The sequence below is a fragment of the Hornefia porci genome (assembly GCF_001940235.1).
Lineage (GTDB): Bacteria > Bacillota > Clostridia > Peptostreptococcales > Anaerovoracaceae > Aminicella > Aminicella porci.
Map to the genome: position 1 here is coordinate 1,821,572 of NZ_MJIE01000001.1, position 14,536 is coordinate 1,836,107.

The following is a 14,536-nucleotide window of genomic DNA, read 5'->3' on the forward strand; positions in this document are numbered from 1 at the left end:
ATCATGCGGATTGCGATTTGTGATGATGAAGTAACGGCGATCGAAGCGTATACGCGGGATCTTCAGCAGGTATGCCGGGATAATGATATCGAGGCGGATTTTACAAAATACAAAAGCGGAGACCAGCTCCTGTTCTTCACGGAGGACGTCGTCCGGGACACGGACATTCTGTTTCTGGACGTTGGGATGCCGGGAACTAACGGCATTGAAACCGCAAGGAAGCTGAGGGAGAACGGCTACGAGGGCGAGATCATCTTTCTCACATCGTCGCGGGAGGCCGTGTTCTACGCGTTTGACGTGAGAGCGACGAATTATCTGGTCAAGGAAATGGCGTCGGAAAAACGGCTGAGAGAGGTCTTTCTCCGCGCAGTGGAGAGCGCCCGGGAGAAAAGGAGCGAGTATCTGCTGCTGACCGGAATCGGAGAATACCGGAACATCAGAATCGACGAGATTCGCTATTTCGAGGTATCGCAGAAGATCGTCACCGTATACTACAGGGATACGAATTTTGAATTCGTGTCGACTATAGGGAAACTGGAAAATCTTCTGTTCTCCAGAGGCTTTGTGCGGATCTCCAGATCCTGCATCGTTGCGGCTCGTTATGTCGAGTCCTTCGCCTATGAAAAGGTCACGATGACGACCGGCGAAAGTCTTCCGGTCGGCCGTAAATATTATAAAGAACTGAAAAAGACGATGAAAGGCGGGCGCGATGAACGGCAGGATGAGCGGGAATAGAGGCAATGGCAGAGCCTGCGCACCACTGTCCGCATGTCGGTTTCTGCCCGCGTGTCGGTTCCTGCGTCTGCCGGCGGCGTTGGCGCATACGCTCTGCCGCATACCGGTTCCGGCGATCTGCTGCGCGCTGCTTCTGCTGATTTGCTGCACGGCGGTTCCGGCGTTCGCCGGAGACAGCTGCCCCGAAGGCGGTGAGCATGACTATGAGGTCAGGCTTGAAAAGCGCGCGACACAGACCCGCGACGGCCTGCGCCGGTACACCTGCCTGAAATGCGGCCGCACATATACGGAGCGGATACCGGCGATGGGGCATGTCTGGGGAGCATGGAAAACGGTGAAGAAGGAGACCTGCACGGCTGACGGCAGGGAGACGCGGACCTGCGTCAAGCATCAGGGACTGGTGCATGTACAAAGCAGAGTCGTCCCGGCGCTCGGGCACGACTGGAGCGCATGGAAGACGGTGCGTCCGGCTTCCCCCGGCAGAGCGGGGCTGGAGAAGAGGGTCTGCCGCAATAATCCGAAGGAGGTACAGTACCGGCAGAGTCCGGCGTTCGGAGCATCGGACGGCGCTGTCTCCGGTGCAGTGACGGGGAATCTGATGATTTCCGGCTCGTACTCGGAAAACGCCTCCGGCAGCAATGATTCAGGAGACGTATCAGATTCCGCCCGCGCGAAAGCGAAGCCCGGGGCGAAATCCGGAAGCGGCACGGCCGGCGGAAGCTCCGGAAGCGGCGCTTCGGACAGTGTGGGAGGAATGGGAGCCTCTAGCACCCGGAAGACGGTTCCCTTCGGCGCCGCAGACGCTGCGATTCTGGGAGCAAACGGCGCGGCGGTGCTGTTCTGGACGCTTCTGCTGCTGCCGCTGGTCCGGGTACTGTTCTGGGCGGCCGCTAAACGCAGGGAGAAGGAAGAGGAGGAATCCACATGATTCTGAGACGGGTGATCGGTCTGGTAATCCTCGCGGCGGTGATTGCGGCGGGCGCGGTTCTGTACCGGGTTCTGAGCCGCAGGGTCGCCGATATTGAAAGCGATCTGACGATTCGGGAGGAAAAGGATATCCGGGGTTTGAAGGAATGAAAAAGAGACTGCTGACCATTTTGATATGCTTTGCGGTATGCTTCGGAATGTACGGAGCGGTCTTTGTCATGCCCGGAGAAAACAGCCCGGTGCATGCGGGAACCGCCGCAGAGGGAACGGCCCGTACAGCATCCGCAGCAGAGGATACATCTCACACAGCGCCTGCTGCGGAGGGTATCGATTTTGCGGAATTTCAAATGACGGGCGGACTGGACACGGGCAGCGACAGTGAGAAAAACAAAGGTTTTTCGGACTGTGTCAGCACCGGTTCTTCCTCATCCTCCGCCCGCGATACGATTACGATTTCCAGACCGTCCGGCGCGGATCGGGTAAATTTTGTCTCCACCTCCACGAAAACCTTCGACTTCAGCCGGAGCTTCTCCTTCCGGGGAGCGGCGCGGATCTCTGAGGATCCGGACGGAATGGCCGTCGTGTTTCAGCCGGACAGGGATTACGCATATGAGGCGGGCGCCGGGCAGTACGGTTCATCGCTGTGCGTCTACCGGATTGAAAACGCAGCCCGCGGCGTGCGAAATGCTCTGGTTCTGGAATTCGACACCTATCTGACCGGCGACAACGGCACGGACGGGCAGACGGCGGTCCGCGATGCCGGTCAGCCGCATATGGCGCTGACAACGGTGGGTGCGGACGGGAAGGAAAACGATGACGGGGAGCATCCGGTCCGGGCGGTTCCCATCAGCAGCGGAACGATCAGTTTCTCGATGGACTGGGAGATTACCGATGCAGACAGCGGAACGGGATGCTGTACGGTGCGGTACGGAAGCGGGGACGGAGAGCGCACGATGCGCTATGAAAACTTTGATCCGAAGGCTGTATTCGGAACGTCCTCTGTGTATATGACGGTGGCAGGGTCGGTGAATTACGGGTACGACCAGCCGGACGGGGACTGGCAGCTCCGTCTCTTCGACTTCGCATACCGGAATCCGCCCGCGGATCCGCCGGAGCTTTCTGTGAAGGAGAGCAGCAGCCAGAGCAGCCGTTACGCAGAGGACAACAAAATATACAGGTATACGATCACGGTGGAGAACAAAGGCACGTCCGACGCCGTCGGCGTCTTTGTCCGCCGTTATATGCCGGAGTATACGAACTTCTATTCGACGGACAGCCCCGGGCACTACGGGTGCGTCGACGGCAGAGAGCATGTCAGCTGGTTTATCGGCAGGCTGAAGGCGGGGGAGCGTGTTCAGCTGACATTCCGGGCGGCGGTCAACAACTGCAGGCCGGACAAGCTCGTTATCCGGCATCGTGTGTATTATCAGATTCTGGGAAGTGAAACCCCGCCAATGATGAACACCGGCACAGATCCGGAGAAGGTTGCGGCAGACTTATGAAAATCGCACTCACAGGAGGAACCCCGGAGACGGCTTCCGCGCTTCGGGACGTAATTGGAAACTGGGCCTCGGACAACCTCCCCGAGACGGAAATATCGATATACAGGGGCGGAAACCAGATGCTCCGGCAGATGGTTCCGGGCAGGTACGATCTGACGTTTATCAGCTCCGTCATGCCTGATATGAGAGGCATCGAGCTCGTCGAAAAACTGTGGGAGAGAACTCCCGCGACGAGCTGTGTCTTTATTGCCTCGGATGAAAGTCTCATGCCGGAGGCTCTGAATTGTCACGCCTTCGACTACCTGGTCCGCCCGCTCGGGCAGGAGCAGATCTTTCAGGTGCTCAGCGACCTGCGGGAACGGCTTCCGCAGGCGGCCCCGTTCTTCCGCTATACCTGCGACCGCAGAGCCTGCCACATGATGTTCCACGATCTGATCTACGCCAGAAGCGACGGGCATTATATCGAGCTTCACAGCAGGTCGGAGGGGACGTGCAGGATCCGTATGACGATGAAGGAGCTGCAGGAGCGACTCCGCGGAGATGAACGGTTTTTCCTCATCAACAAAGGAATCCTTGTGAATATGGGACATATTCTGTCTATGTACGGCGGGTTCTGCGTGATGGACGACGCCAAAAGAAGCCTGCTCCCGATCAGCGTCCGGAGAAGCCCGCGGCTGAAGGAACAGTGGCATCGGTATATCTATCAGAGTCTGCGCAGGGAACGCAGCGACGGACCTCTGAGCAGGACGGTAGACTTCTGAACGCCGGCGGCAGAATGTCGAATGGACGCCGATGCCGGAAGCCGGTAACGCTGACGGCGGAGGCCGGTAATGCCGCCGGCCGAGGTCGGATGCACCGGCGGCGGAGCTTCGGAATACAGCCGGATCTGAAATATAGCTGAATATACAAAAAAAGACGCTGCGGCATGAAGCCGCGGCTCTTATTTTGTGATATAATGGGAAGGCGGTGAAAAATTTCCCCGCGGAAGGAGAGTGACACGATCCCACTGAAAGAGATTCAGCGAGTATTTGAGAACGACCAGTTTGCCACATCCAACGGCATGGAGATCATGGAGGCGGATATCAATTACAGCAAATGCAGGATGGTTATCCGGGAGGAGCACAAAAATGCCCGGGGCGCGGTGATGGGCGGCGCGATCTATACGCTGGCCGACTTCGCCTTCGCGGTGGCTGCAAATCCGGAGCATCCGGAAACGGTAACGCTGGACAGCAGTATTTCCTTCATGAACAGTACTCGAGGCAACGTGCTCTACGCAACGGCGCGCTGTGAGAAGGACGGCCGCCGCACCTGCTGCTTCAATATTGAGATTACTGACGACACAAGTACTCTGGTGGCGGCGGTGCGCTCTACAGGAATGCGTGTGGGCACAAAGCCTGTTGAAATTGACTACAATGAGTGAAAGATGTGAAAGAGAGGAATCTGAAAATGTTTTATGAAATGACAATCGCCGGCTGCAAGCGGCAGCTTCCCCTTTGTCCGGTCAACGACGAACTTTACATCGCGGCGTTTATTATGTTCAACGATGTGGAAGTCACCCGCGCCGCGGCGAAGGAGCTTCTGGCGAAGGCGCCGGAATTTGACGTGGTGGTCACGGCGGAGGCCAAGGGCATCCCTCTTGCCTACGAGATGGCGAGACAGGCGGGGAACAAAGATTATGTCGTCTGCCGCAAGGGCTTCAAGCTGTACATGCGCAATGTGATCGAGACCAGCGTGGATTCCATCACCACCGATCATCTGCAGAAGCTCTGCATCGACCAGGATGATGTGGAGACCCTGAAGGGCCGCAGAGTTCTGATTGTGGATGATGTGGTCAGCACCGGCGAATCGCTGAATTCCATCGAGGCTCTGCTGAAGCAGATTGATCTGACCATCGTCGGACGTATGTGCGTTCTGGCAGAGGGGGAGGCTGCAACCCGGGGCGATATCACTTACCTGAATGAGCTGCCGGTGTTCAATCCGGACGGCACCGTGAAAGAATAATTCTTCTCCGGAAGGTCTTTTTGCCGCAACCGCGAATTTACAGGTACTGCGGGTCAGCTGATGCGCGCTCAGCCGCTGAATATGCCTGAAATATCAATAATACACAGGGGCATATTCGGCGGCCTGCGCACTTTACCGGGAGCGATTTTGCCGAAGGCACATCAGCGCTGATCGTCGGAAATCCTGAAACCTGAGGGAGCTTCCTCCGGACAGTAATCGGAAACCCCGAAAAAACCCGAAAAACTGCGGATTTCAGGTTGACAAGGTCCGCGTAAAATGGTATTATATCAAATGTGCCAGACATCTGGCACAGAATTTCATAAAACGAGCACCATTAGCTCAGCTGGGAGAGCACCTGACTCTTAATCAGGGTGTCCAGGGTTCGAGCCCCTGATGGTGTACCAATAATGAAAAGAGTGCCATTCGGTACTCTTTTTCGTTATCCACATATAATCGCATCAGGGGCTCGAACCCGAAAGGGCATCGGCATAAATGAAAACGTCCGGCGGACGTTCGAATAGCCGATGGGTCAAGGAGACCGAATGGGGAGCCGCAGACCGGCAGACTTGCAGAGCAAGGATGCAAAGCCCCCTGATGGTGTACCAAAACGTTCCTATTCGAACTACTACTTCTATAAACGCGGGTTTGCGACGATAGTATGGTTTGACTAGGAGAGACAGAAGCGACATCAGAGTCGCTTTTTTCTGAAACAAAAGGGATCAGCTTCGTGAATACGTTACTGATCTCTATCATTTTCATTGTATTAATTCTCGGCTACAAACTGGAATTTGTCACGGTAATAGATACTTGAAAATCAATTTGTCATATTTTTTTCCATTAACTTCTAATGTGCTCTTTTCAGTGGAAGTATGCTTCATTCCCGCGTTTTGCATAGCTTTCATTGAACCGGTATTATCCGAAGCGCACCAGGCAGTTATTACTTCAATACCCTCTTGCGCTGTAAGGTATTTCAATACACCATCAAGTGCCTCTGTCGCAAACCCATTTCCCCACGAAGTCCGTTCTATGCTCATACCTATTTCGATTTGTTTCTTTTCTGAATCATAATCATATGCTCCAATCGTGCCAATGAGTTTTCCTTTATACTCAATAGCCCAACCATAAAAATCAGTGTTATTATAGCTGTCTATAAACCTCTGAACGGTTTCTTTTGACATTTCTTTCGTAGCATAGGGATTCCAGCCGGAATATTTATACATTTGAGGATCGCGCCCGAACTTATCATATAGAATCTGCGCATCGTCCAAATTATATCTGCGCAAAAGCAGCCGCTCTGTTGTAAACTCGTTTGTTCCTGTCATTCGTTCCTCCATGACATTCAGATTTATAGAGTACTAAATAAACTGTACAGTTACTCCGTTTGGATCTTCAACAAAAAAGAATTTCACATGTGGATTCGGTGAAATAATTGGTGTTGGATGTAGTCCTTTTGCTATGATTTCTTCGCGCTTCACTTCGACATCATCCACGTGGAACCCCATGGATATGCCAGCACCCTTATATGCTTTTTTCGGATCATCAATCAGCTCAACTTGAGTATCTCCCTTGTCTTTTGCAAGAAACACAATGTTACCACCAAACTGGCGAAAATCATCTTGGATATTTAAGCCTACAACATTTTCATAAAACTCAATAGAGTCTTCTAAACATCCAGTATAAATTGTTATATGTACCATTTTCATCGAAAGTATCCTCCTGCTTTAGCTTTATTATATAACAAATTCCGATTTATCAAATTAATCTTCAATAATGCGAACCCATGCTTTTTAATTCTTGGCTCTTCATCAGCATGTGTGGGTGACTGAAGTGCCGTGACCCTTGAAAACAATTGAAAAAGCATACAATTTCCTGTAGGATATTTTTTGCAACAAAACTCTCTTACGTAAAGGAATCTGTATGCTTATCAAAACAATACTCAAAAAAGCACTGAATGTCAAGCACACTGCCATCGATGTTTGCTTGACGGTTATATATTAAAAGTATATACTGTAAGTATATAGGAGGAACATGATGAACGCAATTAAAGAATTGAGAAATACTACAAATATGAGCCAGAATAAGTTTGCTTCATATCTGGGAATACCTGTAGCGAACATACAGCATTGGGAACAAGGTGTTACAACCCCGCCAAATTACCTTGTTTCTCTAATATCCCGTGTGATGATGTATGACGGATACATCAGGAAAGAACTTACGCCAACCGAAGTGGATGTATTAAGGCAGATGCAGGCCACACTTGCATTAGAGCAGCTTGACCTTGAGGAGAGGGATTTATTCGAAATCAGCAAGCTCGTTCAGGGAGAAGTGACGAGAGAAGAGTTCCAGAAGAGACTGAAGGAGAAATATCAGGCCAATGGTAGATAAATATGTTTATCCGGGAACAAACATATTGGTCAATAAGTTTAATTGCCGCGATGAGGAAAAACTCAAACGAATAGAGGCGCTTTCCACCGGCGGTAACTTGGCCTGGCTCCAATTGCATCCGGTTGAGGGTGATTTCGATTTTGAACATTTGAAAAGGATTCATCACTTCATTTTTCAGGATCTATATGGTTGGGCAGGGCAGATCAGAGATGTTGATATTGGGAAAAACAATCTGTTTTGCAGAGCCCGGTTTATAAACGACTATGCGGAAACTGTCTTCGGAGATTTTTATTTTTCCTGTGACAACAATAAAGATAACAGGGACAGTTTTATTGAGACACTGGCAGCTCACTATGCAGATCTGAACGCGCTTCATCCTTTCAGAGAGGGAAACGGGAGAGCACAAAGAGAATTTACAAGAGAATTATGCTTGAAATGCGGCTATGTGCTCGATTTGACGAAGACAAGGCACGAAGAGATGTTGTCCGCAAGTATCGATTCTTTCCAGAAAGCAGATAACACCGGCTTTATCACCATATTCCATAAATGCGTTATACCTGCAGAAGAATATGCGTATTATCAATCAAAATTGACAGCCTCATTGCTCATCCTATCTGAGGACGATTGATCAGAACGAAGAAGCCTGTTTTGGGTAGTTCCTTGGATAGGCCAGTTCGGGCAGTGCGGTCCGCCGTAAACGCCAACCGGCTAAAGCCGGGGCGTTCTGGCAGGGGACCTTCCGGGCGACTCGCGGAGCTCGTCGGGATAGATCCTTTCAGAAACCGTCCGATTAGCAAAGCGCTGCAATTGGATAGGCGTCAGCTCGGTGACTTTAAACTGTGCAAACTCCGGAAGAATATGGTCGCGAAAAATCTGTTCTGTGTTACGAAGCGTGCTCTCCTTCACGCCGATTTTATAGGATTCGATCCAGATATTGTATAACTGTTGAACGGTGATGTTTTTATTTCTTGTAGGGGAAATGCTTGTGACCGCTTCCGCATATGCGAGCTGCGCTTCCTTCTTTGCCTCGAATCCGGACTGCTGGATCCGGATCGGCTTTCCGGAGGTATCCAGTCCGACGTATGCGCGGAACCGGTAACGGATTTCTCCTCTTGCTTTGTATTTCTCGATCTTCATATATGTCTCCTTCTGGCGGAAGAGATATTTTTTCCCTATGTGTTTTCTTCTAAAATTTGTATCAGCAGGTCTATGTCTGTAGAGTACTCCGGCCGAATTCCATTCTCGTACCTGCGTAGGTATTCCTGACAGTCTTTAATGATTCTCTTTTCATTGCGGTTTAATATGGCGTATATAATTTTGTAATACATATCATCCATGCGGAATTTGTCGACCTTCGTCTTATCAACGGGGAACATTTTAATATAATGCAACCCGTGACGATGTCCGTCCTTCGTTGTCCCTCTTGGGGGTAGCGGAAAATACTGTTCTGTTGGCGCCGATGGCGAGATGTTAGATCGAAACGGAACGGCAAAGTCCAATCGCTTCCCGCGATAAATCAACTTAATGATCAAAGCGCATGGACGTTTAGCTTTATGCAGCATTTCCGGTTCAACCAGGTATTTTTTTAATTCCTGAGGCTTCAAAGATACGACTTTCATAAATCCTCCTAACAAAATGGGGCTTGCCATTTGGCAAGCCCCATACGAGTGACGAATATTCTACGCAGTTGCACCCCGTCCGTCGCGGAAGTTAAACATACGAGTGTATTATATTCTTACCGTAATACTCGGTTCGTATTAGTATTATACCAAAGGGATCGTTTTTTATCCAGTAGTTTTTGTAAATTTTTGTAACAAAATATGCTCAATAATGTTCAATAGTGTACAATATCGCGCCACAAGCATCTGTGTTACTCTACGCTCCTTAGCTGCTCCCACAAAAAGCCCTCTACGCATGGTAGAGGGTATCTTCTCAGTGAGCTTTCTTTTGATTTAACTCCTCATGCTCTACGAGGAGAATCTTCTGTACCCTCATTATATTTAATTTTGGATAGAAAAGCAACCTATTTCGGGAAAATATTTTCGGGTTTTCAACAGTTGAATAAAGAGTAGGTTTTCCAGATCCATTGTATTTCAACGTGCAACGGATTTTTTGTCAAATTTTTGATATTTTTAGTTGTATGGTGTTGTATTCTATGCTATTTTGTGATATTATGTAAGTATGAAACTAAACTATGACAGAAAATCAAAAGATCCTACCTACTTCATCCAGCAGGGTTTTCGCAACGGCAAGAAGACCTCGACCCGAAACGTAGCTCGGATCGGGAAACATTCGGAACTCCTGGCGATCACAGACGATCCTCTGACTTACGCCAAAGAACAGGTCGCCAAATACAATGAGGAGTGGAAAAAACAGAAGGTAACGATGGAAATGGTCATCAACTTCGATGAAAAAGTCAAAGCGACGGATGATCCCGCTTCTGCCTCTACCCTGCGCAATATCGGTTACTTCTATCTGCAGCAGATCTATCATGACCTGCAGATCCGTTCCTTCTTTCAGTCCGTCCTCAGGGAGCGTAAGATCGAATTCGATCCGGATCTGGTGAACCGGTTCCTGACCTATGCGCGCATACTTCATCCCGGCTCCAAGCTGGATACCTGCCGCCATCTGGACCGTTACTATGAGCAGCCCGATTTCGACTATCAGCATATCCTGCGGACCATGGATCTGATGCAGGAGAACTACGATGCCTATCTGGTTCATCTGTTTGAGCACAGCAACGACATCGTGAAGAGAAATACTTCCGTCTGCTACTATGACTGCACCAACTTCTACTTCGAGATCGAATCTCCCGATGATGACTACCTTGATCCGGTGACCGGAGAGATCATCAAAGGTTTCCGCAAGTATGGCTTCGGCAAGGAGCATCGTCCCAATCCTCTGGTAGAGATGGGACTGTTCATGGATTCTGACGGCATTCCTCTCTCCATGTGTCTGACTTCCGGATCAGATAACGAACAGACAACCGCCATCCCTCTGGAGAAGAAACTGACCGAGATGTTCGATGGCAAGCCCTTCATCTACTGTGCGGATGCGGGGCTGGGGTCCTACAATATCCGCAAGTTCAACTCCATGGGAGGGAGGGCTTTCGTTATCACCCAGTCCATCAAAAAACTGTCCGAGCGGTTGCAGCAGGCGGTTTTCAATGACTGTGACTATCGTCTGTTGTCCAATGACCGCCCGGTATCCCTGGAGAAGATGTTCTCCTTTGACCGCGAAGAACCGAAAAACCGCAGTCTTTATGATGACAAAGCCTACAAGATCGTCAACGCAGACAACCTGGTCGATCTGGATATGTACGAAGAGAAGCGTTACAAGAACGGCAAGGTGAAGCAGGTCAAGGTAAAAGGCGTGCTGGAGCAGAAACTGGTTATCACCTTCTCCCGAAAGATGAGGGAATACCAGCGATATATTCGCAATCGTCAAGTTGCAAGAGCGGAAGCCCTTCTGAAGAACCTTGACCCTGAGACCTACAAGAAAGGGCCTCACGATGTGACACGCTTTATCAAGCGTACTTCCAGAGGAAAAGCCGGAGAGAAAGCCGTTGACCGTTATGCGATCGACAGGAAACTCATCGCAGAGGAAGAAAAGTATGATGGTTTTTATGCCATCGCCACCAATCTGGATGATGAGGCAAAGACGATCGTAGAGATCAGTGCCCGGCGGCATAGGATCGAAAACTGTTTCCGTGTGATGAAGACCAGCTTCTTCGGTCGCCCGGTCTACCATCACAACCGGGAGCGCATCACCGCACACTTTATGATCTGCTACACATCGCTTCTGATCTACCGTCTGCTGGAGAAGAAGCTGGATGATGCCGGGGAGCACTTCACCACAGACAATATCATTGAGACCATCAAGAACATGGACGTTGCCAACGTGCAGGATATGTACTATATGGCGACCTATACCGGTTCCCGGGCACTGACCGCGATCAACGGGGTCCTTCCTCTGGATTTGGATCGGAAAAACTACCTGCCAAAGGATCTCAACAAGAAAATCAGAAAAATTTCAATGTGATATTCCCATACAACTTTTTGAAACACAACTAAACGGCGAGTTCCATCTCATTCCAATGGACCTCGCTGTTGGTGTCTTCTTTAACTGTTGAAAACGGGATATTATATCATGGATTGTCAATCACTATGTATAGGACACACACTATCACGAGACACAACCTCCGATTCACTTCACAAGATTTTTCGCGAAATCATTCTGTCTGCTGCATCATACGGCAGTTCGTCAGCAGCGCCGATTAAGCCCTGTCGGACTTAATCGGCAGACACGGTTTGGATTAATAGAATCTCCTGCGGACCACTTCAAATGTCCGGTTCGGATCTGTGGAGGTTCGTTCGATGCGTCCGGGAGCGCTCTTCACGGAGTCTCCTGTGAGGTGAAACCCGGCCTTTTCATAGACTGCTGCAGCACGGTCGTTGTCCGGATAGTGAATCAGTTCTACACAGCCGATGCTTGGGAATTCCTTCTTAAAAGCTTCGCAGCAGGCCTCAAGCGCCTGCACTCCATACCCTTTTCCCTGCTGGTTTTTGTCCACCATGATGCGGTGGAGGAACACGTAATCCGGATCTCCTTCTACGAAATAGTAGAGGACGAAGCCGACAGGGACGTCGCCGTCGTAGATTCCTTTGGGGATGAATTCTTTGTAGAGATAACATTCCGCAATGGAAAACAGGTTATCCTCAACGAAACCCTTCTGCTCATCCTCCATTTCAAGATCCGTTATTTCAATCAGATTATCTTTGGTTACCGGTTTTAATTTCAGCATTTTCCTACCTCCCGCCGTCAGGCGTTCTCTTCGATAAACTCATCGATCAGTTCCAGTCCCTCTTCCAGCCGGTCAGCGTGGGACAGTGTGATCCGGAAGGAATGGGGAACAAAGAAGCAGTCGCCGTGGCAGACCAGTACCCCCTTCTCATCCAGCAGACGGTCGCCGAATACCTGTGCATCCATATCGATGTCATAGTGTATCAGGTAAGTGGTGCCGTGCGCGTCGGCGTACTGCTTAAGATGCGGGTGGCCATCCAGCCAGCGGTCGATGATTTTTTTGTTGGCGTTAACGATGGAACGGCTGCGCTGAAAGATTTTGTCCGCATGCTCCAGCGCAACAGCGAAAATCCATTCATCGAAAACCCCGCCGCAAATAGAATCATAGGAACGGCGATTATAGATTCTCTTCCGCATTTCCGCATCAGGGCAGACAATCCAGCCGACTCTTACGCCGGCCATGGAATAGATTTTCGATGAGCTGCAGGTGACGATGGACTTCTCATACAGATCAGCGAAGGAGGGCATATATTCCTCATCCAGACCTCTGTACATTTCATCGCAGACAATCCAGGCGTCACAGCTCCTGGCGATCTCCACCAGCGTTTCCATCTCCCGGCGCGTCAGCAATGCTCCGGAGGGATTATTCGGGTTGGTGAACAAAATCGCCTTGGTGTCGGAGTCGACCTTCCGGCGGACCTCCTGCAGGTCCAGACGATATCCGGCCTCCGGCTGCAGATGCACATTCCGCACCTCCGCCCCCAGAGAACGAGGAATAGAATCGAACTGCTGATAGTTGGGCACAATGGAAATTACATTATCATCAGGCTCCACCAGGGTCATGACCACCGTGTTATTGGCGCCCGTTCCGCCGTGGACCAGAATCACCTCATCCGGCTCTACTGCCCTGTACAAACCGGACACGGCTTTTTTGCAGCGAGGAGTGCCGTCAAACCGCGGATAACCGAGATTCATCGTTTTCAGTTCCCGGAAGAAGTCCTCCATACTTTCCCCGGTAAGCCGGAACAGCTCTTCTACCGTCATGGGCTGCACACAGCTGCCGCCCAGATAAATTTTGTTCTTGTCACTGTCACAGGCAGGATTCAGCCAGTTTTCCAATACAAAGTTATCAATTTTCATGGTATTCCTCCTCGATGAGCAGACACTCTCTAGATTTCTGCAGTTGTACCGAGCTGCTTCTTCCGCGCCGATTCCACCGCTGTTTTTGCGGTGACCAGATCCAGGGCAGCCAGTCCGGTGGCGTCGAAGATCGTGATATCATCCGCAGATACTCTTCCTGGGACTTCTCCGATGAGAACCTGACCGATTTCCCCTGTTACTGTGTCCGGTGAAATAAGCCCCATCCTGGCCGGGATTTCCATTTCGCCCACGGCGCAGCACTGCTTAGCATCATCCGCAAAGGCTCTGGCGACTGTAAAGAGCTGAGGATCAATCTCCTCCTTACCCGTCATGTCGGCGCCGATACAGCTCAGATGCGTTCCCGGGCGGACCCAATCCTTCATGATCAGAGGCTTTGTGCTTCTGGTCACGGTAAGAATGACGTCGCTGACTTCTACCGATTTTTTCAGATCATCGCATGCCCGGAAGGCCACATGACCGCAATCGATATGCAATTCTTCCTTCAGTCTTTTTTCGATGGATTCCACATACCGGAAAGCGTTTTCCGGTGCATAGGGGTCGGCGACAATTACTTTCGTAATGCCGGGCAGCTTCAAAATGGACGCGCCCAGCAGATAGATGGACTGTAATCCTGCTCCGACCAGAAGAAGCGTTTCGCTGTCCGGACGTGCCAGGGCGGCGGCGCCGACAGCCGCCGCTGCGCCGGTGCGAAGGCTGGTGATATAGGAAGCATCCATTACGCCGATGGGCATGCCCGTTTTCGAGTCGAAGGCCATCAATACGCCGGTAAATACCGGCAGCCCCTTCTCTGCGTTTTCCGGGAAATTATTTAACAGCTTCGCACCGTGAATGGCGACTTCTCCGAATGCTCCTCCGGAGCGGATATCCATCAGCGCGCCGGTTTCAAACCGGTGCTCCACAAGAGGCCATGCCGCGACCTGTCCCCTGGCCTTGGCCCTGTACACCGCCTCTACGCCTTCGATGACATCGGGCAGTTCCAGAATACTTATGAGATCCTTTCTGCTCAGTACCTTGATTTCCAT

At 50.8% G+C, this 14,536-nt stretch carries 17 protein-coding genes and 1 tRNA gene; 11 read left to right on the top strand and 7 right to left on the bottom strand.

Features of this window, described 5'->3' with window-relative positions:
• The first annotated feature begins 3 nt into the window (after positions 1 to 3).
• The 8 genes from BHK98_RS08625 to BHK98_RS08655 all read left to right on the top strand — a co-directional run bounded on the left by BHK98_RS08625 (position 4) and on the right by BHK98_RS08655 (position 5,569).
• A complete protein-coding gene (locus BHK98_RS08625) occupies positions 4 to 735 on the top strand; it encodes a LytR/AlgR family response regulator transcription factor (RefSeq protein ID WP_075713410.1) in 732 nt (243 codons plus the stop codon).
• Positions 710 to 1,663 (top strand): hypothetical protein, encoded by a 954-nt coding sequence (locus BHK98_RS08630; RefSeq protein WP_075713412.1) that lies wholly within the window; start codon positions 710 to 712, stop codon positions 1,661 to 1,663. The genes BHK98_RS08625 and BHK98_RS08630 overlap by 26 nt, the downstream gene beginning before the upstream one ends.
• A complete protein-coding gene (locus BHK98_RS13535; protein ID WP_158024481.1) occupies positions 1,660 to 1,812 on the top strand; it encodes a hypothetical protein in 153 nt (50 codons plus the stop codon). Before BHK98_RS08630 ends, BHK98_RS13535 begins: the two co-directional genes overlap by 4 nt.
• A complete protein-coding gene (locus tag BHK98_RS08635) occupies positions 1,809 to 3,164 on the top strand; it encodes a lectin-like domain-containing protein (RefSeq protein WP_075713414.1) in 1,356 nt (451 codons plus the stop codon). The genes BHK98_RS13535 and BHK98_RS08635 overlap by 4 nt, the downstream gene beginning before the upstream one ends.
• Positions 3,161 to 3,925: a LytR/AlgR family response regulator transcription factor gene (locus tag BHK98_RS08640; protein WP_075713416.1), complete on the top strand. Its 765-nt coding sequence runs from the start codon at positions 3,161 to 3,163 to the stop codon at positions 3,923 to 3,925. The genes BHK98_RS08635 and BHK98_RS08640 overlap by 4 nt, the downstream gene beginning before the upstream one ends.
• A 308-nt stretch (positions 3,926 to 4,233) precedes the next feature.
• The gene (locus BHK98_RS08645; RefSeq protein ID WP_158024482.1) at positions 4,234 to 4,584 is read left to right on the top strand and encodes a PaaI family thioesterase; all 351 of its coding nucleotides are present in this window, start codon (positions 4,234 to 4,236) and stop codon (positions 4,582 to 4,584) included.
• Positions 4,585 to 4,610: 26 nt separating this feature from the next.
• Positions 4,611 to 5,165, top strand: coding sequence for a phosphoribosyltransferase family protein (locus BHK98_RS08650; protein WP_075713420.1), 555 nt, complete (start codon positions 4,611 to 4,613; stop codon positions 5,163 to 5,165).
• A 328-nt stretch (positions 5,166 to 5,493) separates the two neighbouring features.
• Positions 5,494 to 5,569: transfer RNA gene (locus BHK98_RS08655), tRNA-Lys, on the top strand.
• 387 nt (positions 5,570 to 5,956) lie between these two features.
• Here BHK98_RS08655 and BHK98_RS08660 read toward each other — a convergent pair.
• Both BHK98_RS08660 and BHK98_RS08665 read right to left on the bottom strand, forming a co-directional pair.
• On the bottom strand, positions 5,957 to 6,487 hold the full coding sequence (locus tag BHK98_RS08660) for a GNAT family N-acetyltransferase (RefSeq protein ID WP_075713422.1): 531 nt from the start codon (positions 6,485 to 6,487) through the stop codon (positions 5,957 to 5,959).
• A 33-nt stretch (positions 6,488 to 6,520) separates the two neighbouring features.
• Positions 6,521 to 6,868 carry a VOC family protein gene (locus BHK98_RS08665; protein WP_075713424.1) on the bottom strand — a complete coding sequence of 116 codons (348 nt, stop codon included), beginning with the start codon at positions 6,866 to 6,868 and terminating at the stop codon, positions 6,521 to 6,523.
• A 328-nt stretch (positions 6,869 to 7,196) separates the two neighbouring features.
• Between BHK98_RS08665 and BHK98_RS08670 the strand changes: the two genes are divergently transcribed.
• Both BHK98_RS08670 and BHK98_RS08675 read left to right on the top strand, forming a co-directional pair.
• Positions 7,197 to 7,550 carry a helix-turn-helix domain-containing protein gene (locus BHK98_RS08670; protein WP_075713426.1) on the top strand — a complete coding sequence of 118 codons (354 nt, stop codon included), beginning with the start codon at positions 7,197 to 7,199 and terminating at the stop codon, positions 7,548 to 7,550.
• The gene (locus BHK98_RS08675; RefSeq protein WP_075713427.1) at positions 7,540 to 8,178 is read left to right on the top strand and encodes a Fic/DOC family protein; all 639 of its coding nucleotides are present in this window, start codon (positions 7,540 to 7,542) and stop codon (positions 8,176 to 8,178) included. Before BHK98_RS08670 ends, BHK98_RS08675 begins: the two co-directional genes overlap by 11 nt.
• An 80-nt stretch (positions 8,179 to 8,258) precedes the next feature.
• On the opposite strand, the gene BHK98_RS08680 is transcribed toward BHK98_RS08675, so the two are convergent.
• Together BHK98_RS08680 and BHK98_RS08685 are read right to left on the bottom strand one after the other, a co-directional pair.
• A complete protein-coding gene (locus BHK98_RS08680; RefSeq protein WP_075713429.1) occupies positions 8,259 to 8,687 on the bottom strand; it encodes an N-terminal phage integrase SAM-like domain-containing protein in 429 nt (142 codons plus the stop codon).
• A 35-nt stretch (positions 8,688 to 8,722) separates the two neighbouring features.
• On the bottom strand, positions 8,723 to 9,169 hold the full coding sequence (locus BHK98_RS08685) for a hypothetical protein (protein WP_075713431.1): 447 nt from the start codon (positions 9,167 to 9,169) through the stop codon (positions 8,723 to 8,725).
• 562 nt (positions 9,170 to 9,731) lie between these two features.
• Between BHK98_RS08685 and BHK98_RS08690 the strand changes: the two genes are divergently transcribed.
• Entirely contained in the window at positions 9,732 to 11,591 is a 1,860-nt protein-coding gene (locus tag BHK98_RS08690) for an IS1634 family transposase (protein ID WP_075713433.1), read from the top strand.
• Positions 11,592 to 11,865: 274 nt separating this feature from the next.
• Here the strand turns inward: BHK98_RS08690 and BHK98_RS08695 are convergent, their stop codons facing one another.
• The 3 genes from BHK98_RS08695 to BHK98_RS08705 are packed head-to-tail and all read right to left on the bottom strand — an operon-like array spanning position 11,866 to position 14,536.
• Entirely contained in the window at positions 11,866 to 12,354 is a 489-nt protein-coding gene (locus tag BHK98_RS08695; protein WP_075713435.1) for a GNAT family N-acetyltransferase, read from the bottom strand.
• 17 nt (positions 12,355 to 12,371) lie between these two features.
• A complete protein-coding gene (locus tag BHK98_RS08700; RefSeq protein ID WP_075713437.1) occupies positions 12,372 to 13,493 on the bottom strand; it encodes an aminotransferase class I/II-fold pyridoxal phosphate-dependent enzyme in 1,122 nt (373 codons plus the stop codon).
• A 29-nt stretch (positions 13,494 to 13,522) separates the two neighbouring features.
• On the bottom strand, positions 13,523 to 14,536 hold the full coding sequence (locus tag BHK98_RS08705) for an ornithine cyclodeaminase family protein (RefSeq protein WP_075713439.1): 1,014 nt from the start codon (positions 14,534 to 14,536) through the stop codon (positions 13,523 to 13,525).

Bases quoted from the DNA above. Each gene is read 5' to 3' on its own strand.
- BHK98_RS08625 (WP_075713410.1), top strand. From the start codon at position 4: ATGCGGATTGCGATTTGTGATGATGAAGTAACGGCGATCGAAGCGTAT.
- BHK98_RS08630 (WP_075713412.1), top strand. From the start codon at position 710: ATGAACGGCAGGATGAGCGGGAATAGAGGCAATGGCAGAGCCTGCGCA.
- BHK98_RS13535 (WP_158024481.1), top strand. From the start codon at position 1,660: ATGATTCTGAGACGGGTGATCGGTCTGGTAATCCTCGCGGCGGTGATT.
- BHK98_RS08635 (WP_075713414.1), top strand. From the start codon at position 1,809: ATGAAAAAGAGACTGCTGACCATTTTGATATGCTTTGCGGTATGCTTC.
- BHK98_RS08640 (WP_075713416.1), top strand. From the start codon at position 3,161: ATGAAAATCGCACTCACAGGAGGAACCCCGGAGACGGCTTCCGCGCTT.
- BHK98_RS08645 (WP_158024482.1), top strand. From the start codon at position 4,234: ATGGAGGCGGATATCAATTACAGCAAATGCAGGATGGTTATCCGGGAG.
- BHK98_RS08650 (WP_075713420.1), top strand. From the start codon at position 4,611: ATGTTTTATGAAATGACAATCGCCGGCTGCAAGCGGCAGCTTCCCCTT.
- BHK98_RS08660 (WP_075713422.1), bottom strand. From the start codon at position 6,487: ATGACAGGAACAAACGAGTTTACAACAGAGCGGCTGCTTTTGCGCAGA.
- BHK98_RS08665 (WP_075713424.1), bottom strand. From the start codon at position 6,868: ATGAAAATGGTACATATAACAATTTATACTGGATGTTTAGAAGACTCT.
- BHK98_RS08670 (WP_075713426.1), top strand. From the start codon at position 7,197: ATGAACGCAATTAAAGAATTGAGAAATACTACAAATATGAGCCAGAAT.
- BHK98_RS08675 (WP_075713427.1), top strand. From the start codon at position 7,540: ATGGTAGATAAATATGTTTATCCGGGAACAAACATATTGGTCAATAAG.
- BHK98_RS08680 (WP_075713429.1), bottom strand. From the start codon at position 8,687: ATGAAGATCGAGAAATACAAAGCAAGAGGAGAAATCCGTTACCGGTTC.
- BHK98_RS08685 (WP_075713431.1), bottom strand. From the start codon at position 9,169: ATGAAAGTCGTATCTTTGAAGCCTCAGGAATTAAAAAAATACCTGGTT.
- BHK98_RS08690 (WP_075713433.1), top strand. From the start codon at position 9,732: ATGAAACTAAACTATGACAGAAAATCAAAAGATCCTACCTACTTCATC.
- BHK98_RS08695 (WP_075713435.1), bottom strand. From the start codon at position 12,354: ATGCTGAAATTAAAACCGGTAACCAAAGATAATCTGATTGAAATAACG.
- BHK98_RS08700 (WP_075713437.1), bottom strand. From the start codon at position 13,493: ATGAAAATTGATAACTTTGTATTGGAAAACTGGCTGAATCCTGCCTGT.
- BHK98_RS08705 (WP_075713439.1), bottom strand. From the start codon at position 14,536: ATGGAAATCAAGGTACTGAGCAGAAAGGATCTCATAAGTATTCTGGAA.